The sequence below is a fragment of the Methyloglobulus morosus KoM1 genome (assembly GCF_000496735.2).
GTDB classification, from domain to species: Bacteria; Pseudomonadota; Gammaproteobacteria; order Methylococcales; family Methylomonadaceae; genus Methyloglobulus; species Methyloglobulus morosus.
On the sequence record NZ_AYLO01000064.1, the window covers coordinates 1 to 23,808 of the forward strand.

The 23,808-nt window shown below is 48.0% G+C and carries 20 protein-coding genes and 1 tRNA gene; 17 read left to right on the forward strand and 4 right to left on the reverse strand.

Features of this window, described 5'->3' with window-relative positions; translation table 11 throughout:
- Nucleotides 1–569: 569 nt before the first annotated feature.
- From MGMO_RS08995 to MGMO_RS09010, 4 genes are read right to left on the reverse strand one after another with little or no spacing between them, the layout of a single operon-like run.
- Complete coding sequence (locus MGMO_RS08995) at nucleotides 570–1,268, reverse strand: response regulator transcription factor (protein ID WP_023494741.1); 699 nt, start codon at nucleotides 1,266–1,268, stop codon at nucleotides 570–572.
- A 32-nt stretch (nucleotides 1,269–1,300) separates the two neighbouring features.
- Nucleotides 1,301–2,899, reverse strand: coding sequence for a sensor histidine kinase (locus MGMO_RS09000; protein ID WP_023494742.1), 1,599 nt, complete (start codon nucleotides 2,897–2,899; stop codon nucleotides 1,301–1,303).
- A 5-nt stretch (nucleotides 2,900–2,904) separates the two neighbouring features.
- A complete protein-coding gene (locus MGMO_RS09005; protein ID WP_023494743.1) occupies nucleotides 2,905–3,477 on the reverse strand; it encodes a hypothetical protein in 573 nt (190 codons plus the stop codon).
- Nucleotides 3,478–3,499: 22 nt separating this feature from the next.
- Nucleotides 3,500–5,065, reverse strand: a complete 1,566-nt coding sequence (locus MGMO_RS09010; RefSeq protein ID WP_023494744.1) for a sensor histidine kinase — start codon at nucleotides 5,063–5,065, stop codon at nucleotides 3,500–3,502.
- A gap of 572 nt (nucleotides 5,066–5,637) precedes the next feature.
- Between MGMO_RS09010 and MGMO_RS09015 the strand changes: the two genes are divergently transcribed.
- The 17 genes from MGMO_RS09015 (at nucleotide 5,638) to rplW (ending at nucleotide 23,802) form a co-directional block, all read left to right on the forward strand.
- Nucleotides 5,638–5,713: transfer RNA gene (locus tag MGMO_RS09015), tRNA-Trp, on the forward strand.
- Between the two features lie 53 nt (nucleotides 5,714–5,766).
- On the forward strand, nucleotides 5,767–6,144 hold the full coding sequence (gene secE / locus MGMO_RS09020) for a preprotein translocase subunit SecE (protein ID WP_023494745.1): 378 nt from the start codon (nucleotides 5,767–5,769) through the stop codon (nucleotides 6,142–6,144).
- 4 nt (nucleotides 6,145–6,148) lie between these two features.
- A complete protein-coding gene (gene nusG / locus MGMO_RS09025; RefSeq protein ID WP_023494746.1) occupies nucleotides 6,149–6,682 on the forward strand; it encodes a transcription termination/antitermination protein NusG in 534 nt (177 codons plus the stop codon).
- A 109-nt stretch (nucleotides 6,683–6,791) separates the two neighbouring features.
- On the forward strand, nucleotides 6,792–7,223 hold the full coding sequence (rplK, locus tag MGMO_RS09030) for a 50S ribosomal protein L11 (protein ID WP_023494747.1): 432 nt from the start codon (nucleotides 6,792–6,794) through the stop codon (nucleotides 7,221–7,223).
- A complete protein-coding gene (rplA, locus tag MGMO_RS09035; RefSeq protein WP_023494748.1) occupies nucleotides 7,223–7,918 on the forward strand; it encodes a 50S ribosomal protein L1 in 696 nt (231 codons plus the stop codon). Before rplK ends, rplA begins: the two co-directional genes overlap by 1 nt.
- 190 nt (nucleotides 7,919–8,108) lie before the next feature.
- A complete protein-coding gene (rplJ, locus tag MGMO_RS09040; protein ID WP_023494749.1) occupies nucleotides 8,109–8,603 on the forward strand; it encodes a 50S ribosomal protein L10 in 495 nt (164 codons plus the stop codon).
- Between the two features lie 45 nt (nucleotides 8,604–8,648).
- Nucleotides 8,649–9,017 carry a 50S ribosomal protein L7/L12 gene (gene rplL, locus MGMO_RS09045; protein ID WP_023494750.1) on the forward strand — a complete coding sequence of 123 codons (369 nt, stop codon included), beginning with the start codon at nucleotides 8,649–8,651 and terminating at the stop codon, nucleotides 9,015–9,017.
- A 130-nt stretch (nucleotides 9,018–9,147) separates the two neighbouring features.
- Nucleotides 9,148–13,224, forward strand: coding sequence for a DNA-directed RNA polymerase subunit beta (gene rpoB / locus MGMO_RS09050; RefSeq protein ID WP_023494751.1), 4,077 nt, complete (start codon nucleotides 9,148–9,150; stop codon nucleotides 13,222–13,224).
- An 84-nt stretch (nucleotides 13,225–13,308) separates the two neighbouring features.
- Nucleotides 13,309–17,505, forward strand: coding sequence for a DNA-directed RNA polymerase subunit beta' (gene rpoC / locus MGMO_RS09055; RefSeq protein WP_023494752.1), 4,197 nt, complete (start codon nucleotides 13,309–13,311; stop codon nucleotides 17,503–17,505).
- A 167-nt stretch (nucleotides 17,506–17,672) separates the two neighbouring features.
- Entirely contained in the window at nucleotides 17,673–18,050 is a 378-nt protein-coding gene (gene rpsL / locus MGMO_RS09060; protein WP_023494753.1) for a 30S ribosomal protein S12, read from the forward strand.
- A 14-nt stretch (nucleotides 18,051–18,064) separates the two neighbouring features.
- Complete coding sequence (rpsG, locus tag MGMO_RS09065) at nucleotides 18,065–18,535, forward strand: 30S ribosomal protein S7 (RefSeq protein ID WP_023494754.1); 471 nt, start codon at nucleotides 18,065–18,067, stop codon at nucleotides 18,533–18,535.
- Nucleotides 18,536–18,562: 27 nt separating this feature from the next.
- On the forward strand, nucleotides 18,563–20,659 hold the full coding sequence (fusA, locus tag MGMO_RS09070; RefSeq protein ID WP_023494755.1) for an elongation factor G: 2,097 nt from the start codon (nucleotides 18,563–18,565) through the stop codon (nucleotides 20,657–20,659).
- A 29-nt stretch (nucleotides 20,660–20,688) separates the two neighbouring features.
- Nucleotides 20,689–21,879 (forward strand): elongation factor Tu, encoded by a 1,191-nt coding sequence (tuf, locus tag MGMO_RS09075; RefSeq protein WP_023494756.1) that lies wholly within the window; start codon nucleotides 20,689–20,691, stop codon nucleotides 21,877–21,879.
- Nucleotides 21,880–21,908: 29 nt separating this feature from the next.
- A complete protein-coding gene (gene rpsJ / locus MGMO_RS09080; protein ID WP_023494757.1) occupies nucleotides 21,909–22,220 on the forward strand; it encodes a 30S ribosomal protein S10 in 312 nt (103 codons plus the stop codon).
- Nucleotides 22,221–22,241: 21 nt separating this feature from the next.
- Entirely contained in the window at nucleotides 22,242–22,892 is a 651-nt protein-coding gene (gene rplC / locus MGMO_RS09085) for a 50S ribosomal protein L3 (RefSeq protein ID WP_023494758.1), read from the forward strand.
- A 2-nt stretch (nucleotides 22,893–22,894) separates the two neighbouring features.
- The gene (gene rplD, locus MGMO_RS09090; RefSeq protein WP_023494759.1) at nucleotides 22,895–23,512 is read left to right on the forward strand and encodes a 50S ribosomal protein L4; all 618 of its coding nucleotides are present in this window, start codon (nucleotides 22,895–22,897) and stop codon (nucleotides 23,510–23,512) included.
- Nucleotides 23,509–23,802: a 50S ribosomal protein L23 gene (gene rplW, locus MGMO_RS09095; protein ID WP_023494760.1), complete on the forward strand. Its 294-nt coding sequence runs from the start codon at nucleotides 23,509–23,511 to the stop codon at nucleotides 23,800–23,802. The genes rplD and rplW overlap by 4 nt, the downstream gene beginning before the upstream one ends.
- Nucleotides 23,803–23,808: the final 6 nt, after the last annotated feature.

The window sequence follows — 23,808 nt, forward strand, 5'->3', positions numbered from 1 at the left end:
GTACTTAATGAGAATTTGGTTTTTTTTGCTCGGTAATATTTTGCCATATTGCTCTCTGCCTAGTTATAAACACTGGTTTTTGATGAAAGTACATAGCCAGTACAGAGATACTATAAATCTTTGCTGAGTTGTCCTCTGCGCCAAACACGTTCAGTACATCAGATGAAAGTCTCCAAGCTTATACATGATCAATATGTCAGTATGGTTAACTCTAAAAATTGTGGGCAATTTTAGAGTCGAAAATTGCAATTGAACCTACCGTAAGCTTAAGGCCTTGGGATGAATTATATTATTTTAGTACATCTCCCGTGATTGGCGAGCTTTATGCAATAACTCCTAAAATTTCTTCTGGATTTTACGCCTTCAGAGAATATACAGGCTAAGTTCCGTAGGTTGGGTTAGGCGCACAAAACAAATCACGCTAAGATTTCAATCAGATTGTCCGTGCGCCGTAACCCAACATTGGGCGGCAATTCAACCTCCGAACGTTGGGTTACGACGCGCCCAAACACCTTAACACGCTTTATTGCCCTACAGTTTGCGCGTCTAACCCAACCTACCGGAATATCTTATTCAGAAGCATCCAACTTGTAGCCAAACCCGCGCACAGTCTTTAGAAGTTTTAAGTCAAAATTATCATCGATTTTTCGCCGCAACTGGCGGATGTACACATCCACCACATTGGTCAGGGGGTCGGCGCTGTAGCCCCAGACTTGTTCCAGGATACGGGTGCGGCTTAATACCTTGCCGGGGACGCGCATAAAGCACTCCAGCAAGGCGAATTCCTTGGGGGTTAGGTCGATTAGGGTGTCCCCGCGCCGCACTTCATGGGTCTCCCCGTTCAATATCAGGTCCGCTATCTGGAGCTCCCGGGTCTCGGGTTTAATATCGCCGCCGCGCCGACGCATCAACACTTCAATCCGGGCCAGCAGTTCTTCAAAAGCGAAGGGCTTGGTCATGTAATCATCGGCTCCCGAACGCAAGCCGGTCACTTTGTCCTGCACGGTTTCCCTTGCCGTCAACATGAGGATAGGGGTGTCTATGCCAATGCTACGTAGCTGCTCGCAAACCTGTATGCCATTAAGGTCGGGCAGGCCCAAGTCCAGGATGATAGCCTGGAATTGTCCCTCAGTCCCCAGTGCTATGGCTTCCAGGCCGCTGCGTGCCACTTCGACGGCATAACCTTCTGCCTTTAGCCCGCGTTGGACAAAATCGACAATCCGCTGGTCGTCTTCTACAAGCAGGATCCGTGTATAACCAATATCCATTAGCGTTTTATCTGTAGGTTAGTGTCCATGGACTAGCTGCCATTTTGCCCCGCCGGAAGCAACGGAAGTGTAACAGTGAACGTCGAGCCTATGTTCTCCGTACTGGCAACCGTAATACTTCCGCCGTGTGCGTTTAAGATAGATTTTGCCATCGGCAAGCCCAGTCCGGTGCCATCGTTCCGCGAACGTCGGGCATTCTGGCTGCGGAATTGACGGTCAAAAATACGGTCCAAATCTTGGGTGGGTATGCCTATGCCTTGATCGGTTAGGGTAAAGACGGCTTCTTTGTCGTCTGTGCTTAACGCGATCCCGATGTGCCCTCCGAGTTTGGAATATCGGCAAGAGTTATCGCCCAGGATGAACAGTACTTGTCGCAACCGCTGTTTGTCGCCGCGTACCCAGATGGGTTCGTTCGAGGCATCCAAGGAAATCGAAATCGAGTTCTCTGCGGCCATTACTTGAAAATTCTCGACGGCGCTGACCACGAGGTCGGTCAGGTCTACGCTATCCCATTCAAATTGTAGGTTGGCGGTTTCGGCACGGGCTAAAAAGAAGAGGTCGTTGACGTACTTCCCCAACTGCATCGATAACTCAAGAATACGGAGCAAAGCATCTTTATATTCCTCTGCATTACGTTCCTGGCCTCTAAGGGTAACCTCCGCCTCGCCGCGAATGATGGTTATCGGGGTTCGTAGTTCATGGCTAAGGTCGGCCAAAAACGTCCGTCTCTCGCTATCCATGCGTTTTAATTCTTCATTTAACCCATGGAGTTCAAAAGTCCGGTCAGCCACCCGTTTTTCCAACAAGGCATGTCCCTCACGCAGCTTATCTTGCTGAAGTTCCAGCTTGGATGCCATCTGGTTGAAGTGATTGGCGAGATAGGCGAATTCATCTCGGGTATCGAGAGAAATGCGATAATGCAAATTGCCCGACGCTATTTCTTCGGTGCTTTTCATCAATGTTTCGATAGGTTTCCTGACACCGTGCAGGAGAAACACCCCGGACATCAAGCTAAACATCGCCGCCACTACTGATGCCAGGATGGCAATCCAACGCGACTGGGCAACCAAATTCTCCAGTTCTTGCTTGGCATTTGCGGCTTTTTCGCGTTCTGCGTTGATGGCGGCATCGATCAGGGGCTGGAATTTTCCGTCGATTTCTTCTTCGGAAAATTTCGAGAGCGTCTGCACTGCCATTTCGTTTTTGCCTTGTTGACGTAAGCGTTCGACTTCATCAAACCAATACTCGCTGGCATCCAGGAACGCCGTGAAATGGGCAACCCTGGACATCTCGGCAGGTTTGTCCTGCATATCACCAATTAAATTCCCAGTGGCTGGCGTTTGTATTGCTGTGTTTCTAAGTTCCTGCATCGCTTCGTATAGGCGATTTTTGGAAGATGCTACGCCCGCTTCCGCCGTTGGGCTGGACGTTATCAGCCTGTCCATCCGCTGCTTGAAATGGCGATAGGCTTCTTGGGACAACCGCTCATAACGGTCAAAAGCCTCATACGCCGTTTGGCTGCGCTGAAAATACCGGGAAACTTGGTTTGAGCCCCAGTAGAGGGCGATCCCTAAAAACAAGACAAATCCGAACGAAACAACAATGACAACAGTCAGGCGAAAACGAAACATGAGTTTTATTTTGCTTCTTCGTTCTCATCCAGGTGCTTTTCCATAGACCTGATGGCTTCTAGCTTTTCTCGTAACAGGCGGGTTTCATTTTTTTTCTCCCCGTTGTTGCTTTTCGATTCCGGTCCGGATGGTTCTGATCTTTGGCTACATTCCTGCGAGCCGTGCCTTCTTGAGGCATTGTTCAAGCGTTTTAAAATCTCCGTGTCTATGGTGACAAGTCGCTGTAATCTTGCATCGGGCATGTTTCCTGGAGGGATAGAATTTACGCCAGACAGTATCCTGGAAATATCGCCGCAGGCATCGGATAGCAAACGGCCTATCATCAAGCGTAAGTAAATGTCAGGGTTAGGGGATATTTTTTGCTGTTTAAGCAAGCTGCGGCAAGTCTTCGCGCGTGTAGAGCTTGGCATCGTTGCCATGCCGGATCCGAAAGCTTGCAGTTCATCAAAGTCTGATTGTAAGTAGGAACTGTTGTAACGGTTGGAATATCCGTATCCAGAATTAAATTCGGCACATCCAGCCAGCAGTAAAAGGCTGAGTGCTAATGTTATCGGTCGTATAGCGGTAGATGGTTGCATAATGATATTTGTACCCGATTGTTCAGGCTCCGCCGGCTAGCGGTAGCTGAACGCGGATACGAGCCCCTTGTTGGTCTTCCCTTGAATCAATAATATCGACATTGCCCTGATGGTTGGAAACATATTCTTTAACGATGGCAAGGCCTAATCCTGGCCCCTCGCTATTATCGTCGGGTTGGGGTGCTTTGCCACGGAAAAACGGCTCGAACACATGCGCCCGTTCATCGGGTGCAATACCGATACCTTCATCTTCGATTTCCAGTTCCATCTGGGAGCCTGAATCACGTAACATGATGCGGATTTCGCCGCCCGTTGGTGAGAACTTCACCGCATTTGACATGAGTTGTTCAATAATGCTTCGCAATTGATCGTGAATCCCGGAAATTTCGACCGGCCTGACCAGTTTTTTCAAGCGTATCGATTTGCTGTGCAAACGGGGTTGGAAGCTTTCGATGACCGATTCAAGCAAGACTTTCATATTGACAGTTTCCTTGCGGTTCAGTTCGGGCTTCGAGTTGATCTGGCTATAACGGACCAATTCCTCGGACACTGTTTTCAGCTTGTCAACATTGTTGCACAATAATAACGCGATGTTCTGTCTTGCAGGGTCTTGTTTTTCATTGGCCTCGTTCGCAAGCAGTTCTGCACCTTCACGAAGGCTTTCCAAAGGCATGTCGATTTCGCGAGCCACATTGTGCATGAACTGTTGTTTTGAAACCTCCAGCTCAATCAAATGTGTCCGCAGCCATTCCAGGCGATTGCCCAGATAACGCAGGTCAGAAGGCCCTTCAACATCAATGGGTTTATCCAGTTCGCCCGACCCTAAACAGCGGATACTGGCATCAAGTTGCCGCATTGAGCGCGAAAGTATAATTAGAAGTATGGCAATAAAGACAAAAGAGATGGCCAGTAGAACTGCGCCTTTGGTTAATAGCCCTTGTTCAAGGGATACGGATTGTTGGCGCAATTCGTTGAATTCATGTTCAACATAGCCTTCGAATTCACGCGAAAGGTTATTGGAAGATTCCCGAAGCCCTTGGAATGCTTCATCGACGGGTAATGTGAGGTCTTTCTCAGTTGGCGAGTTAATGATTTGCTGATAAATCAGGCTTTCTTTTTCTGATAATTCATTGACAGATAAGGCGATTTTGTTATTGACGTGCAATTTCTGCAAGGCGCTCAAGGCTTGGTTGAACGATGCCCGTGTGCTTTCATAAGATTGCCGCTCGTAAGGTTGGCGCAAGGTTGGGTCCGACAGGAGCAGGAACAGCCGGGCTTTCCGCTCGATATCGGATGTTTTTTGCAAAACCAGGCGAATCGCTTTGGTTTGTTCGAAAACCTGGGAATTGATAGTCCTCCCTAATGCTGAGGTTTCGCGCATACCAAAAGCGGCGTACATTACGGCTAAAAAAAGCGGGATCACGGCAATTACAAAACCCAGTACAATCAACGATTTTAGCGATAAAAGTTTCTTGAACTTTAATCGCCTGGAAACAGGTATGCACAGTTCCTCTAGCTTCGGCCAAAGCGATGCCAAATTCAGTTTACTGAGAATATCAAGACCGAAATGGGTAATGCGTTCTTTCATTGTTTTCCATGTTTGATTGTCAAAAGGATCCCTCTCTCCAATAAACTGTTCGGGAGGCCAAACCGCATGGCGCTAAGGCCTAAGGCTACCGTGATTTTTCAAGCAACATTTTAACCTAAATATTGTATACGCTGATTGTTGATTGAGTTCTATGAGGTTGGTAGATTTTTATCTCCTATGGGATTCTACAGCCAGATTGCTTGTGCAATGCATTGATAGGGGATGACGGCCTATCGCTAATCGGATAATACGGTGATATTCTGAAGAAATGCTTATGTCCATACAAGCACAACAGAAGATGATAGTTACAAAACCTACTTGTTAGGAATGCAGTAAAATTGGGTGTTCCTTAAGGGTTGAAATTATTTCTTTGGGAGACTTTCCTTCTGGCAAGTCTGGCATCAATTTCGGCCGTTGTGCCGAGGCTGGGAATTGGCCCTTGAAATGAGATGTCAAAGCAAATACCAATTTTGAATCACAATAACGGCCTGATGTCTATTTCTCGATAGACAAATTGTTGATTAAAACTTTTTTTGGTATATAATCGCTTGTTCTTTAGTTACGTCTGAAACAGGTCAGTAGTTCAATTGGTAGAATGGCGGTCTCCAAAACCGTTGGTTGGGGGTTCGAGACCCTCCTGGCCTGCCACTCAGTCGATAACAAAAACATACATACGTTACCTAAATTTAGAAATTAACGACATGAGCACACAAGCAGAAGCGCAAACGCCGGTTTTTGATATAGTCAAGCAAGTTTTTTCGGTTTTTCTCGTGGTTGCCGGTGTTTTTGCGTTCTATTTCTTCTCAGAAGTCTCTGTTTTATACCGCGTTATAGGCCTATTGGTCGTGGCGTTGGTCGTTTTGGGTTTAATGCTTACTACAGATTTAGGCCGCAATATCTGGGCCTTCTTCCTGGAATCAAGGCTGGAAGTTAGGAAAGTGGTTTGGCCTACCCGTGAGGAGACTACCCGCACAACTATGCTGGTGTTTGCTATGGTGTTCACCGTGGGCTTGATTTTGTGGTTGCTGGACATGGCGCTGTTCAAAGGTGTGCAGCTTTTGACTGGACAGGGCGGTTAACGATATGGCATTACGGTGGTATGTTGTTCACGCTTATTCGAATTTTGAAGGGAAAGTTAAGCAGGCCCTGGAAGAGAGGATAAAACGCGAAGGGCTAGAGCAATTTTTTGGAAAGATCCTGATACCCACGGAAGAAGTCGTCGAAATGCGGATGGGTCAGCAGCGCAAAAGCGATAGGAAATTTTTTCCAGGTTATGTGCTAGTGCAGATGGAGTTGACGGATGAAACGTGGCATTTGGTGAAAGATGTCCCCAAGGTTTTGGGTTTTATCGGAGGCACATCGGACAGGCCTGCCCCTATATCAGAAAAAGAAGCAATGACAATACTGAATAGGGTTGAGGAAGGGGTCAATAAGCCCAGACCAAAAGTTCTGTTTGAGGCGGGAGAAGTTGTCAGGGTCATTGATGGGCCATTTAAAGATTTTAATGGTGTCGTCGAAGAAGTGAATTACGAAAAAAATAAGCTGAAAATATCGGTGCTGATTTTTGGCCGTTCAACATCGGTTGAATTGGCTTTTGGGCAAGTTGAAAAAATCTAAGTAACCTGTGTCGTTCGTGCATTGAATTTGTTGAATCCCTTCCTTGGAGGTAGGGATTTTTGTGTCTAAGGGGAGCTGAAATGCGTTTGTACCCATATCGGAGAGAAAAATGGCAAAGAAAATAACTGCATACATTAAGTTGCAGGTCAAAGCCGGTGAGGCTAATCCCAGTCCGCCAGTCGGTCCAGCCTTGGGCCAGCGCGGTGTCAACATCATGGAATTCTGCAAGGCGTTCAATGCAAAAACGCAGGACGTTGAAAAAGGCTTGCCTTTGCCAGTCGTTATCACGGTATACAGCGACAAGAGTTTTACTTTCATTACCAAAACGCCACCAGCGTCAATCCTGTTGAAAAAGGCAGTTGGCATTAAGAGTGGCAGTAGCAATCCCAACACTAAGAAAGTGGGTACTGTAACGGTCGCCCAGTTGGAAGAAATAGCGAAAACCAAGATGGATGACCTGAATGCGGCAAACCTTGAAGCTGCCGTGAAAACGATAGCAGGCAGTGCGCGTAGTATGGGTCTGAATGTGGAGGGGATGTAATGGCACAGTTAACCAAAAAAGCAAAAGCAGTCAAGGCAAAAGTCGATAAGACCAAGCAATATTCGGTTGCGGAAGCTGTGCAGCTTTTGAAGGAGCTAAGCACCTCGAAATTTAATGAGGCAATTGATGTCAGCGTCAACCTCGGTGTTGATCCACGTAAATCCGACCAGAACGTCCGCGGCGCAACTGTCCTGCCAAACGGTACGGGTAAAACCGTGAGGGTCGCAGTTTTTACTCAAGGCCCTAATGCAGAAGCGGCTAAAGCGGCGGGCGCAGATATTGTCGGTATGGATGACCTGGGCGACTTGGTCAAAAAAGGCGAAATGAATTTTGACGTGGTGATCGCGTCCCCCGATGCCATGCGGGTTGTCGGTCAATTAGGCCAAATATTGGGGCCGAGAGGTTTGATGCCGAACCCCAAGGTTGGAACGGTAACGGCGGATGTTGCCACAGCGGTAAAAAATGCCAAATCAGGTCAGGTACGGTATCGCACGGACAAGGGCGGTATTATTCATTGCACGCTCGGGAAAATCAATTTTGATGCGGCCTCAATTCAAGGCAATCTTGAAGCCTTGCTAGCAGACTTGAGGAAAGCCAAACCGACTGCCGCCAAAGGAACGTACATAAAAAAGATTACACTTTCTTCAACAATGGGGCCTGGCCTTTGGTTGGATTCAAGTAGCCTTGGAGGCTAAGGAATGAATTAAAGAACTTTGGGTTGCCACGGCATTAATCGTCGGCAACCGTCAAAGACCGCAGGTGCCGAAAGGCTTAATGTTCCTGCGTAGACGGAAACCCTGGCCTGAATAGGTAAAAGGAACCGTAGGGGTATCCACTGGGATACGTTTGTAAATCTGAGTGATCAGATCATTAGGGAGGTCACCTGTGGCATTAAATTTAGAGGGCAAAAAAGCGGTTGTGGAAGAGGTTTCCAAATACGCCGCCAAAGCCCACTCTGCCGTCGCAGCAGAATACCGTGGATTGACGGTTTCGGAATTGACAGAACTCCGTAAAACCGCCAGGGAAACGGGTGTTTATGTGCGCGTGGTAAAAAATACACTGGCTAAAAGGGCTGTTGCCGGGACTGAATTCGAGTGTATGCAGGATGGCCTGGTAGGGCCGCTGCTGATTGCATTCTCGATGGAAGATCCAGGTTGTGCGGCACGCTTGATTAACGATTTTGCTAAAGCTCACGATAAGCTGGTAACGAAAGTTGTCGCAATCGGTGGGCAGTCTTTTGGTCCATCGGAACTTGCGCGGCTGGCGCGTTTGCCGACCCGCGACCAAGGTATTAGCATGCTGATGTCAGTCATGAAAGCGCCTGTTGAGAAGCTGGTTCGCACTTTGGCTGCCGTCAGGGACGAAAAGCAAGCAGCCTAAGGCTACCTAAACCAGTTAAATATTAAAGAATTTAGAGGAAATACAATGGCAATTGGAAAAGAAGACATTCTGGAAGCGGTGTCGAAAATGACTGTGATGGAAATTGTTGATTTAATTTCGGCAATGGAAGAAAAATTTGGCGTGTCCGCAGCTGTGGCTGTTGCGGCGGCTCCAGTCGCTGCCGCCGCAGCGGTTGAAGAACAAACGGAGTTTGATGTCGTCATGACCAGCTTTGGTGAAAATAAGGTTGCGGTCATCAAGACAGTCCGCACCATCACCGGCCTGGGGCTTAAGGAAGCGAAAGATGCAGTTGAAGGAGTGCCGACAACCCTTAAAGAAGGTGTTTCAAAGGCCGAAGCGGAAGAGATCAAGAAGCAGCTTCTTGAAGCGGGCGCGACTGTCGATATTAAGTAAGGGTTTCATGCAAGACAAGGCGTTAGCCTGACACAATCCGGTCGGTGGCAATGTTGTCATCGACCTTTTTCTGTTTGCGGTAAGCGGGCAGAAAAAAATCATCCATAGCGAAAAAAGGTCTGGAAGCAATATGTCCTACTCTTTTACAGAAAAAAAGCGTATCCGTAATAACTTTGGGAAAAGTATAGAAGTACTTGAGGTTCCCTATCTCCTGGCGACACAAATCAACTCTTATGCGGAATTTTTACAGGCTGGCATGCCACCTGCAAAGCGTATAGACAATGGGTTGCATGCAGCATTTTCCAGTGTTTTCCCCATCGAAAGCCATTCCGGTTATGCTGTCCTGGAGTATATTAGTTATCGCCTAGGCGAACCCACTTTTGATGTAAGGGAGTGCCAGCAGCGGGGCGCGACTTACGCGGCGCCATTGCGCGTACTGGTGCGCTTGGTGATCTACGACAAGGAATCGCCAGCTAATGCTAAGGTCGTAAAAGACATCCGTGAGCAGGAAGTTTTCATGGGTGAATTGCCCCTCATGACCGATAACGGTACGTTCGTCATCAACGGGACTGAACGCGTTGTCGTGTCGCAGTTGCACCGTTCACCGGGTGTTTTCTTTGATCACGATAAAGGCAAGACGCATTCTTCGGGCAAGTTGTTGTTCAATGCCCGTGTCATCCCTTATCGTGGTTCGTGGCTGGATTTTGAATTCGATCATAAAGACTGCGTCTATGTGCGTATAGACCGCCGCAGGAAAATTCCTGCCACTATTTTGTTGAGGGCCTTGGGTTACGATAATGAGGAGATGATTAAGATCTTCTTCGACACGAACCTATTCACCTTAAGTCCTGAAAAATGCTTATTCCATATTATCCCAGACCGGATGCGCGGGGAGATAGCTGCCTTCGACATCAAGCATGAGGATAAAGTGTTGGTGGAGGAAGGTCGCAGGATTACCGCCAAGCATATCCGAGAGATGGTTAAAGCGGGGCTTGTCGAAGTCGAAGTGCCTAAGGAATACCTAGTGGGTAAAGTGGTTGGGCATAACTTGATTGACCCGAATACAGGTGAGATCGTGGCTAAAGTCAATGACGAATTGACTTCAGCGATGCTGGATCGCTGTATTGAAAATGGGATTCAGGAAATCAATACTTTATTCGTTAATGACCTGGATAACGGGCCATATATGTCCAACGCGATGCGCCTGGATGCGACCAGTAATACGCTCGAAGCATTGGTCGAAATTTATCGTATGATGCGGCCTGGCGAGCCGCCCACCAAAGAATCTGCCGAAAATCTGTTCCAGAATTTGTTCTTTACCGACGAACGTTACGATTTGTCTACCGTCGGTCGGATGAAGTTCAACCGCCGATTGGGTCGGCAGGAAATTACTGGCACCGGTACATTGACCAACGACGACATTATTGATGTCCTTAAAGAGCTGATCAATATCCGTAACGGTGACGGCAACGTAGACGACATCGACCATTTAGGCAACCGGCGTGTGCGTTCGGTCGGCGAAATGATCGAAAATCAGTTCCGCGTCGGCTTGGTCAGGGTCGAAAGAGCCGTAAAAGAACGGTTGACACTGGCTGATTCCGAGGGCTTGGTGCCGCAGGAAATCATCAATGCAAAACCGGTTTCCGCCGCCGTCAAGGAGTTTTTTGGTTCAAGCCAGCTTTCGCAATTCATGGACCAAAACAACCCTCTGTCTCAAGTGACCCACAAGCGCCGCGTATCGGCTTTGGGCCCTGGTGGTTTGGCGCGGGAGCGTGCAGGCTTTGAGGTACGGGATGTACATGCTACCCACTATGGTCGGGTTTGTCCGATTGAAACGCCAGAAGGGCCTAATATTGGCTTGATCAATTCCTTGTCAGTCTATGCAAGGACGAACAATTATGGTTTTTTGGAAACGCCTTATAGGAAAGTGATTGACGGCAAGGTAACCGACCAGGTCGATTATTTGTCAGCCATCGAAGAAGGTGAGTTCGTTATTGCACAGGCCAGTGTTGCCGTAGATACAAGCGGAAAGTTGGTTGATGGTTTAGTTTCATGTCGACATAAGGATGAATTCACGTTAGCGATGTCCGACACCGTTCAATATATGGACGTGTCGTCAAAGCAAATCGTGTCGGTTGCCGCTTCCATCATTCCATTTCTTGAACACGATGACGCCAACCGTGCGCTCATGGGTTCAAACATGCAACGCCAGGCCGTACCCACCTTGCGGTCAGAAAAACCGTTGGTAGGTACAGGAATGGAGCGGACAGTTGCCAAGGATTCTGGGGTTACGGTGGTCGCTGATCGTGGCGGGCGTATTGAAGCCGTTGATGCGGCTAGGATCGTAGTGCGCGTGAATGATACGGAAACGGAAACCGGTACGCCGGGCGTCGATATTTACAACCTGACCAAATACACCCGCTCGAACCAGAATACCTGCATCAACCAAAAACCGTTGGTCAAGAAAGGCGACATCGTCAATGCCGGCGATATTTTGGCGGACGGCCCTTCCACTGATATGGGCGAGTTAGCGTTAGGCCAGAATATGTTGGTCGCTTTCATGCCTTGGAACGGTTACAACTTCGAGGATTCCATCCTGGTTTCTGAACGGGTCGTCAAGGAAGACCGTTTCACGACTATTCATATCGAAGAAAAAACCTGTGTCGCTCGGGACACCAAGCACAGCCCAGAAGAAATTACCGCCGACATTCCGAATGTCAGTGAAGAAGCCTTATCTAAGCTGGATGAGTCAGGTATCGTATATGTAGGCGCAGAAGTCAAAGGCGGCGATATTTTGGTAGGAAAGGTGACTCCAAAGGGCGAGACCCAACTTACGCCTGAAGAAAAATTACTGCGTGCTATTTTCGGTGAGAAAGCGGCCGATGTGAAGGACACGTCCTTGCGCGTACCTAGCAGTATTGAAGGAACCGTCATCGACGTACAAGTGTTCACCCGTGACGGGGTCAAGAAAGATAAGCGTGCGCTCGATATAGAAGACCAGGAAATCAAGCGTTATAGAAAAGACTTGGACGACCAACTAAAAATCCTGGAAGGTGACATATTTGACCGTGTAGCGAAGATGTTATTGGGCAAAGAGGCCAAATCAGGTCCTGGACAATTGAAAGCGGGGACTGAGATAACACAAGCCTACCTGGACAGCCTGAAGCATTCGGAATGGCTGAAAATCAGGATGAAAGACGAAGACCTGAACGTCCAACTTGAGGCGGTTAGCCAGCAGGTCGAACAGCAACGGAAAGCTTTTGACGAAAAATTTGAAATAAAGCGCAAGAAAATCACGATGGGCGATGATTTGCCGCCGGGCGTACTGAAGATGGTTAAGGTTTATTTGGCGGTCAAGAGGCGGATTCAGCCGGGTGACAAAATGGCAGGTCGCCATGGAAATAAGGGCGTTATCTCCATGATCCGTCCAGTTGAAGATATGCCTTATACCGCTGACGGCAATCCAGTCGATATTGTCTTGAATCCGCTGGGCGTACCGTCCCGAATGAACGTCGGGCAGGTATTGGAAACCCATTTGGGTTGGGCGGCGAAGGGCCTAGGTATCAAGATTGGCAAAATGTTGGAAGCGAGAGCCAAGGTAGTTGAAATCAGGGAATTCCTGGACAAGATATATAACAGCAGCGGACGCAAAGAAGACTTGGATTCCTTTACGGACAAGGAAATCTTGGAAATGGCTGCCAACTTGGTCGATGGTGTGCCCATGGCAACCCCGGTGTTTGATGGCGCGAGTGAAGATGAAATACGCACCATGTTGCGGTTGGCGGAATTGCCAGAATGCGGCCAAATTACCTTATATGATGGCTTGACGGGCGAACCGTTTGAACGTCAAGTTACGGTCGGCTATATGTATATGCTCAAGCTAAATCACTTGGTTGACGACAAGATGCACGCCCGTTCAACCGGCCCTTACAGTCTGGTCACCCAACAGCCATTGGGCGGTAAAGCCCAATTCGGTGGGCAACGGTTTGGTGAAATGGAGGTCTGGGCGCTGGAAGCGTATGGTGCGGCTTATACGTTGCAGGAAATGCTCACCGTCAAGTCCGATGACGTGACAGGTCGGACGCGCATGTATAAAAACATTGTCGATGGCGACCACAAGATGGAAGCCGGAATGCCGGAATCGTTTAATGTATTGATTAAAGAAATCCGTTCGTTGGCTGTCAATATCGAGTTGGAGCGGGAGTAACTTGCCTAAAAGCAAAACCAACTGATAGCTTGTTCTGGTACTGACCAGAAAATACTTAAAGAGGATAGATTCTTGAAAGATTTAATGAATTTCTTAAAGCGCCAAGGGCGTACCGATGATTTCGACGGCATCCGTATCGGCTTAGCTTCGCCCGACATGATCCGTTCCTGGTCTTATGGCGAGGTAAAAAAACCGGAAACGATCAATTACCGCACCTTCAAGCCTGAACGGGACGGCTTGTTCTGTGCGAAGATTTTTGGGCCGGTCAGCGACTATGAATGCCTATGCGGTAAGTACAAACGGTTGAAGCACCGTGGGGTAATCTGTGAAAAGTGCGGCGTTGAAGTGACGCTATCCAAGGTGCGCCGCGAACGGATGGGACATATCGACTTGGCGAGCCCGGTTGCCCATATCTGGTTTTTAAAATCGCTGCCTTCCCGTATCGCCCTGCTGTTGGACATGACCCTCCGTGAGATTGAACGTGTCCTCTATTTTGAATCTTTTGTCATCTTGGATTCAGGCACAACCCCATTGAATAAGGGTCAATTGCTGACAGACGATGAATATCTCGATGCGGTAGAGCAGTATGGCGATGACTTCACCGCAAAAATGGGTGCAGAAGCCATCTATGACCTGTTAAAAGCGATTGATTTAAAGGAAGAGGTCAATATCTTAAGGGAAGAAATTGGCGCAACAAATTCAGAAACAAAAATCAAAAAAATCTCAAAGCGCCTGAAAGTGATGGACGCTTTATTGAGTTCTAGGAATCGTCCCGAATGGATGATCCTGAAAGTGCTGCCTGTCCTGCCGCCCGAATTGCGCCCACTAGTTCCTTTGGACGGAGGTCGTTTTGCAACCTCTGACCTGAACGATTTGTATCGCAGGGTCATCAACCGAAACAACCGCTTGAATCGGTTGTTGGACTTGAGTGCGCCTGACATTATCGTCCGCAACGAAAAGCGCATGCTACAGGAATCTGTTGATGCATTGCTGGATAATGGTCGTCGTGGACGCGCAATTACTGGCACTAATAGAAGGCCGCTGAAATCCCTTGCCGATATGATTAAAGGCAAACAAGGTCGTTTCAGGCAAAACCTGTTAGGTAAACGTGTCGATTACTCTGGTCGTTCTGTGATCGTGGTTGGGCCAACATTACGCCTCCACCAATGCGGTTTGCCCAAAAAAATGGCCTTAGAATTGTTTAAGCCGTTTATTTTCAGTAAATTACAATTCCGCGGACTTGCCACGACCATCAAGGCGGCAAAAAAGATGGTTGAAAGGGAGGGTCATGAGGTTTGGGATATCCTCGAAGAAGTCATTCGCGAACACCCTATCCTATTGAACCGTGCTCCTACCCTGCACAGGTTGGGAATACAAGCATTTGAGCCGACCCTGATCGAAGGGAAAGCTATCCAGCTTCATCCTTTGGTGTGTAGCGCATTCAATGCTGACTTTGACGGCGATCAGATGGCGGTACATATTCCGTTGTCCATTGAAGCGCAATTAGAAGCGCGAACCTTAATGATGGCGACAAACAATATCTTGTCGCCGGCCAATGGCGAGCCGGTCATTAATCCGTCACAGGACGTGGTTTTGGGGCTTTATTACATTAGTCGCGAAAAGATAAACGCCAAGGGTGATGGCGGCATTTTTGTCAATGTTGGCGAAGTCCACAAGGCCTTGCTTGCCAAATCCGTTGAATTGCAATCAAAAATTCAATTACGCATCACAGAAAAAGTAACGAATGAGCAGGGTGAAACAGTCGATAAGACCCATCGTGTATCGACAACTGTGGGTCGCGCATTGATTTGGGAAGTCGTGCCGGATCGAATGCCGTTTGAATTGGTCAACTGTGATATGACCAAAAAGAACATTTCGCGTTTGGTCAATTATAGCTACCGACATTTAGGAAACAAAGACACGGTTGTTCTCGCTGACCAGATCATGTATTTGGGCTTCAGGTATGCCACGATTTCGGGGGTGTCTTTCGGTATAGAAGACATGGCGATACCCGCTAAAAAGGCCGATATCATCACCTCAGCGGAAGCCGAAGTGGGTGAGATCCAGTCGCAGTATGCCTCTGGCTTGGTGACTGACGGAGAACGCTATAATAAGGTCGTGGATATCTGGTCCCATGCGAATGATCAGGTGGCTAAGGTGATGATGGACGGTTTGGGTGAAGAGTCCGTCATAGATGCCGACGGCAAATCCGTGAAACAAAAGTCATTCAATTCGATCTTTATGATGGCTGAGTCGGGTGCTCGGGGTTCGGCGGCGCAAATTCGACAATTGGCGGGTATGCGCGGTTTGATGGCGAAACCGGACGGCTCGATTATTGAAACCCCAATCACTGCGAATTTTAGGGAAGGTCTCGACGTATTGCAGTACTTCATTTCGACGCATGGTGCCCGCAAGGGGTTGGCCGATACCGCATTGAAGACAGCAAACTCAGGTTACTTGACCCGTAGGTTGGTCGATGTTGCACAGGATCTAGTTATTATTGGTGCGGATTGCGGGACCTCAGATGGTTTGATAATGACTCCAATTATTGAAGGGGGCGATGTTGTTGACCCGCTTTCAGAACGTGTGCTCGGTAGGGTTGCTGCTGTTGACATTTTGGATGCCACAGGCGAAAACCTTATCGTCCCTAGAGGCACCTTATTGGATGAGCGGTGGGCGGCAATTTTAGATGAAAACAGCGTTGATAGGGTGTTGGTTCGTTCCATTATTACCTGTGAAAACAGGCATGGTGTTTGCGTCGCTTGCTATGGTCGTGATTTAGGTCGTGGCCATTTGGTCAATGTGGGTGAGGCGGTTGGCGTTATTGCCGCCCAATCCATCGGTGAACCCGGCACTCAATTGACCATGCGGACTTTCCACATCGGCGGTGCGGCATCTCGATCCGCAGCAATCAGCAATGTACAGGTTAAATCTGCTGGCACTTTGCGACTAAATAACCTGAAATCGGTCGTCAACCGTGAAGGCAACCTGATCGCGGTTTCAAGGTCGGGTGAGGTTGGGGTCGTTGACGAATATGGCCGTGAGAGGGAGCGTTACAAAATACCTTATGGAGCGGTGCTGTCAGTAAAAGAAGGGGACAGGGTCAAGGCCGGCGACATTATCGTGACGTGGGATCCCCACACCCATCCGGTCATAACTGAAGTTGACGGTGTTGTTGAGTTGATACATTTTGTTGACGGCGTGACCGTGCAAAAACAATCCGACGAAGTCACAGGCTTGAGTTCCCTGGTCGTTACCGATCCCAAGCAAAGGGGGAGTGCAGGCAAAGAGTTACGGCCAATGGTTAAATTGTTGGGCGCGAATGGGGATGCTATTTTCCTTCCTGGCACAGAAATCCCGGCGCAATACTTCTTGCCGACTGGGGCCATTGTCGGGATTAAAGACGGCGGGGAAGTGAAAGTGGGTGACGTTCTCGCCAGGATTCCACAAGAATCCAGTAAAACCCGTGATATTACCGGTGGTTTGCCGCGCGTGGCCGATTTGTTTGAAGCACGTAAGACCAAAGATCCGGCGATCTTGGCAGAAACAAGTGGAACGGTATCATTTGGCAAGGAAACCAAAGGCAAACAGAGAGTTATTATCACCGACTCGACCGGTGAGCAGGTGGAAACCCTAATATCAAAATGGCGACATATCACCGTATTTGAGGGCGAGTATGTTGAAAAAGGCGAGACGATTGCCGAAGGGGAATTGACGCCGCACGATATTCTTAGGCTGCGTGGCGTTGAAGAATTGGCTAACTATCTGGTTAAGGAAATTCAAGACGTATACCGTCTGCAAGGGGTTAAGATCAACGATAAGCATATCGAAGCGATCATTCGCCAGATGCTTAGGAAAGTCGAGATTACGGCACCTGGGGATACCTCGTTCCTGAAAGGAGATCAGATTGAACGTGCTTTGTTAAGGGAAGAGAATGATAAGATTGAAAAAGAAGGGAAAATCCCTGCCAGTTATGAATCGATTTTATTAGGCATTACCAAAGCCTCATTGGCTACCGAATCTTTCATATCAGCTGCATCCTTCCAAGAAACTACCCGTGTCTTGACTGATGCCGCAGTTCGAGGCTTGGGCGACAGTTTGCAAGGATTAAAAGAAAATGTGATAGTTGGGCGTTTGATACCGGCTGGAACTGGTTTGGCCTATCATGAAGCCAGGAAAAACAGGCAAGCCCAGAGTCAAGGTGTGGATACCGAAGTGACCCCAACGGTAGATACAGATGATGTCGAAGAAGCCCTGAAGCAGGCATTAAATAATGGCTAAGATAGTAAGCAATGAAATACAGCTTGACCTCATTATTGTTAGCAAGTATTATGCTCTGCTCACATGGGCTTAAGCAATTGAGCAAAGTCGAACTACCAAATTATAGTCGTTAAGTTAGGCGATTTTGAGTATTAAGACACCACCACTGTATTTGGAGTAAGGAAAATATGGCAACGATCAACCAATTGGTTCGTAAGCCGCGTGCAAAAAGAATAGAAAAAAGCAATGTACCCGCATTGGAGGCTTGTCCGCAACGCAGGGGTGTGTGTACGCGCGTTTATACGACAACACCTAAAAAACCGAATTCGGCGCTTCGCAAAGTGGCTAGGGTGCGTTTGACCAATGGTGCGGAAGTCAGTAGTTATATCGGTGGTGAAGGCCATAACCTTCAGGAGCACTCTGTTGTTTTGATCCGGGGTGGTCGTGTAAAAGATTTGCCTGGGGTTCGGTATCATGTCGTGCGTGGTAGCCTTGATGCGTCAGGTGTAAATAACAGGAAGTGCGGTCGTTCTAAATACGGAACCAAACGTCCGAAAGGTAAATAATCAGTTGGTGAAGAATGTCCAGAAGAAGAGTCGCTACTAAAAGAGAAATTATTCCAGATCCGCGGTTTGGCAGCATTACGTTGACCAAATTTATGAACATGATTATGGAAAGTGGCAAGAAATCAGTTGCAGAAGGAATTGTATACGGTGCTTTGGATGTGATTGAAAAGAAAGGCCATAGCGAGCCTTTGGATGTCCTCTCTAAAGCATTGGAAAATGTTCAGCCTAGGGTTGAGGTTAAATCGCGCCGTGTCGGCGGCGCAACCTATCAGGTGCCCGTTGAAGTCCGTCCTTCAAGGCGTATGGCATTAGCGATGCGCTGGCTGATAGATGCTTCCCGTAAACGGAATGAGAGGACGATGTCGTCCAAGCTTGCGGGTGAATTGATGGATGCGTTTGAAAGCAGGGGTTCTGCCGCTAAGAAGCGTGAAGATACCCACAGAATGGCGGAAGCCAATAAGGCGTTCTCCCACTACCGCTGGTAAAGATTGAAAAAAAATTAGGCTTAAGAGGTGGCTAGGAAAACGCCAATAGAGCGTTATCGCAATATCGGGATAATGGCTCATATTGATGCGGGAAAGACCACTACCACGGAACGGGTGCTGTATTACACAGGGGTATCTCACAAGATAGGTGAGGTGCACGATGGTGCTGCAACCATGGATTGGATGGAGCAAGAGCAAGAAAGAGGGATTACGATTACATCTGCTGCGACAACGTGTTTTTGGAGTGGCATGGAAAAGCAGTTTCCGCAGCATCGTATTAATATCATTGATACGCCGGGGCATGTTGATTTTACCATTGAGGTGGAACGGTCTTTGCGGGTGCTTGACGGGGCTTGCGCGGTTTTTTGCGCGGTAGGCGGGGTTGAGCCGCAGTCGGAAACGGTCTGGCGGCAAGCAGACAAGTACCATGTTCCGCGATTGGCATTTGTCAATAAGATGGACAGGTCGGGAGCGGACTTCCTGAGAGTAGTTAAGCAGATTGGGTTACGGCTTGGAGGTAAGGCTGTCCCTATGCAGTTGCCGATTGGTGCTGAAGAGCATTTTCAAGGTGTAGTCGATCTGGTCAAAATGAAGGCCATTTATTGGGATGATGCCAATATGGGCATGACCTTTAAAGAAACGGAAATTCCGACAGGCATGCTGGTAAGTTGCAATGAATGGCGAGAACGCCTGATTGAAGCGGCAGCGGATGCTAATGAAGAATTGATGGGCAAATACCTGGAAGAAGGTGTTTTGACCGATGAAGAAATAAAGCAAGGTATAAGGCAGCTCACGTTAGCCAACCAGATAGTTCCTGCTTATTGTGGTTCGGCATTCAGGAATAAAGGCGTTCAAGCCATGTTGGATGCCGTCATTGAGTACCTGCCTTCGCCAGTCGACATTAAGGCGATTAAGGGAATTCTGGACGATGAAATGACGGAAGCGGAGCGTCCGGCGTCGGATGACAAGCCCTTTGCGGCCTTGGCATTCAAGATTGCGACTGACCCGTACGTTGGGACGCTCACTTTTTTCAGGGTGTATTCTGGAATCCTAAGTTCTGGGGATGCGGTCTACAACTCGGTAAAAAAGAAAAAAGAACGCATCGGTCGTATCGTGCAGATGCATGCCAATAGTCGGGAAGAAGTAAAAGTCGTTTGTGCAGGGGATATAGCGGCTGCGATAGGGTTAAAAGATGTGACTACAGGGGAAACGCTTTGCGACCCGAATCATATCATTGTCCTTGAACGAATGGATTTTCCAGATCCCGTAATTTCGGTTGCGGTAGAGCCGAAAACCAAGGCCGACCAAGACAAAATGAGCGTCGCTTTGGCGAAGCTGGCTCAAGAAGACCCTTCGTTCAGGGTGCATACGGACGAAGAATCTGGGCAGGTCATCATATCGGGGATGGGTGAGCTCCATCTTGAGATTATTGTTGATCGGATGAAAAGGGAGTTTGGTGTGGATGCCAGCGTTGGGGCACCGCAAGTGGCTTACCGTGAAACCATTCGCAGCACAGTTGAGCAAGAAGGGAAATTTATTAGACAATCAGGTGGCAAAGGCCAATATGGTCATGTCTGGTTGCGGTTGGAGCCCAAAGTAAATGGTTCTGGCTACGAATTTATAAATGAAATTGTTGGCGGAGTGATTCCAAAGGAATATATTCCGGCAGTAGATAAGGGGATTCAGGAGCAGCTAAAAAGCGGTGTCTTGGCAGGTTATCCCGTTTTGGATGTAAAGGTTTCCCTGTTTGATGGCTCGTATCATGACGTTGATTCGAGCGAGATGGCATTCAAGATTGCAGGTTCCATGTGTTTTAGGGAAGGTGCAAGAAAGGCAAATCCGGTTCTGCTCGAGCCTATCATGAAAGTGGAAATCGTCACCCCTGAAGATTATATGGGTGATGTGGTCGGCGATGTCAATAGGCGGCGCGGGCTGATACAAGGCATGGATGACACGCCATCAGGGAAAACGATTAGTTGCGAAGTACCGCTAGCGGAAATGTTCGGTTATGCAACTGATTTGCGTTCGGCAACGCAGGGGCGAGCTACATACAGTATGCAGTTTGAGAAATACAATGAAGTGCCTGCATTTATTGCAGAAGCAATTATTAAAAAATCATCATAATTTGAATGTAACATAAAAGGTATTGAGTCATGGCTAAAGAAAAATTTTCACGTAGTAAGCCCCACGTCAACGTCGGTACAATCGGTCACGTTGACCACGGAAAGACAACGCTGACCGCCGCTTTAACGACAGTAATGGCTAAATTGCACGGTGGTGCAGTTAAGGCGTTCGACCAAATCGACAATGCGCCTGAAGAGCGTGCACGTGGTATCACGATTGCGACTTCGCACGTCGAATATGAATCTGCGGCTCGCCATTATGCACACGTTGACTGTCCCGGGCATGCCGACTACGTCAAAAACATGATTACTGGCGCAGCTCAGATGGACGGTGCAATTTTGGTTTGTTCTGCAGCCGATGGCCCAATGCCGCAAACTCGTGAACACATCCTGTTATCGAGGCAGGTAGGTGTTCCTTATATTGTCGTGTTCCTTAACAAAGCCGACATGGTGGACGATGCTGAATTGATCGAACTGGTCGAAATGGAAATCAGGGAGTTGCTGGATATGTATGAATTCCCAGGCGATGACACCCCGATTATTATTGGATCTGCCCTAAAAGCCCTTGAAGGTGAGGACAGCGAGTTAGGTATTCAGTCTGTCGTCAAACTGGTTGAAGCATTAGATAGTTACATTCCATTGCCTGAGCGTGCTGTTGACGGTTCTTTCTTAATGCCAATCGAAGACGTATTCTCAATCTCAGGCCGTGGTACCGTGGTAACAGGCCGTATCGAGCGCGGTATTATCAAGGTCGGTCAAGAAGTCGAAATCGTTGGCATTAAACCCACTATGGTAACTACTGTTACCGGTGTGGAAATGTTCCGCAAATTGCTCGACCAAGGCCAGGCGGGTGACAACGTAGGTTTGTTGCTCAGAGGCACGAAGCGTGATGAAGTGGAGCGTGGGCAAGTCCTCGCTCATAAAGGCACCATTAAGCCACACAAGAAATTTAAGGCCGAAATTTACGTATTGTCAAAAGATGAAGGTGGTCGCCATACACCATTCTTTGACGGTTACCGCCCTCAATTTTATTTTAGGACAACGGATGTTACTGGTGCCGTTAAGCTGCCTGAAGGTACCGAGATGGTCATGCCTGGTGACAATATCGCGGTTGAAGTCACGCTGATCAATCCTATAGCTATGGAAGAGGGCTTGCGTTTTGCAATCCGTGAAGGTGGACGTACCGTGGGCGCTGGGGTTGTTGCATCCATCATCGAATAAATTGTTGCACCTTAAATCGAGTAGAAGAAATGACAAACCAAACTATCAGAATCCGGTTGAAATCGTTTGACCACAAATTGATTGACCAATCGGCTGGTGAGATAGTAGAAACAGCAAGGCGGACAGGTGCCCAAGTTAAGGGGCCTATACCTTTGCCTACTAAAAAAGAACGCTTTACGATTTTGATCTCACCGCATGTCAATAAAGATGCGCGGGATCAGTATGAGTTAAGGACATACAAAAGGTTGCTTGATATCGTCGAGCCGACTGACAAAACAGTCGATGCGTTGATGAAATTAGATCTCGCCGCCGGTGTAGATGTCCAGATTAAATTGAATTAAGAAAAATAGAGGTTTCGGCAGATGTCAATAGGTCTTGTGGGTCGAAAATGCGGTATGACCAGAGTGTTTGGTGAGGATGGCGTTTCCGTGCCCGTTACTGTGCTACAAGTTGATTCCAACAGAATTGCCCAGATCAAAAGCGTTGAGGTTGATGGTTACCGCTCGATTCAAGTCGCGGTAGGTGACAAAAAGTCCTCGCACGTCACTAAGGCAATGGCTGGTCATTATGCCAAGGCTAATATGACCGCAGGCAGAGGATTGTGGGAGTTCCGGTTAGATGAAAACGAAGGCCAAGATTTAGCGGTTGGCTCTGAATTGCCCGTCAGTATTTTCTCGGCGGGACAAATGGTTGACGTGCAAGGAAAAAGCATTGGTAAAGGTTTTGCTGGTGGCATCAAGCGCCATCATTTCCACATGCAAGACGCTACCCATGGTAACTCCCGTTCTCATCGGGTATTGGGTTCAATCGGTATGAACCAAACGCCGGGGCGCGTATTTAAAGGTAAAAAAATGGAGGGTCATTTGGGGGATGTGAAAAGAACAACACAAAACTTGACTATCCATTCCATTGATACTGAACGGAACTTAATTCTAGTCAAAGGTGCAGTACCTGGTGCTAAAGGCGGTGATGTAGTCGTTACACCCGCAACAAAAATGCGAAATAAAGGTTAATCATGGCTTTGCAAATTCCAGCTTTAAGTGGAAGTAATTCCAGCAACATTGACGTGCAAGAGACGGTCTTTGGACAATCTTATAACGAGACGTTAATACATCAGTTAGTGACCCGGTATCTGGCCGGAGCGCGGGCGGGCACAAAAGCCCAGAAAACGCGGTCTGACGTAAGCGGCGGCGGGGCTAAGCCTTGGAAACAAAAAGGAACGGGTCGTGCGCGCTCAGGTTCTACCCGAAGCCCGATATGGCGAACTGGTGGTGTTGTGTTTGCGGCAAGGCCCAGGGATTACAGCCAAAAATTGAATAAAAAAATGTTTCGCGTCGGCATCCGTTCTATCCTTTCTGAATTGCTTAGACAAAACAGGTTGGTGGTCAGTGACTCTATTATTCCTGCCACGCCCAAGACTAAAGAATTTAATGCCAAGCTAAAAGATGTCGATGCAAGGCGTGTGTTGATTATTGTGGATAAGATTGAGGAAAATCTTGCCTTGGCATCGCGGAACATCCCCAATGTGGAGATTGTTGAGGCGGTAAACTTAAGTCCAGTCTTGTTGGTGGCTGCCGATAAAATTATTGCGACATCTGCTGCAATCAAGAGTTTGGAGGAGCATTTAGCATGAGTAATTACCAGTTGAGTGATATCTTGGATGCGCCGGTCATTTCAGAAAAAAGCACAATTGCCGCTGAAAAAGACAACCGATTTGTCTTCAGGGTGAAAAAGCAAGCGACTAAGATTCAGGTCAAAAAGGCTATAGAAGCTATGTTTAGCGTTGAAGTGGATTCGGTTCATGTGCTAAATGTTAAAGGCAAGAAAAAGCGCTTTGGCAAAACCCTGGGGCAGCGTTCAGATTGGAAAAAAGCCTATGTCAAACTCAAGCCCGGCCATGACATTAGCTTTGCAACTCCATAGTTTATT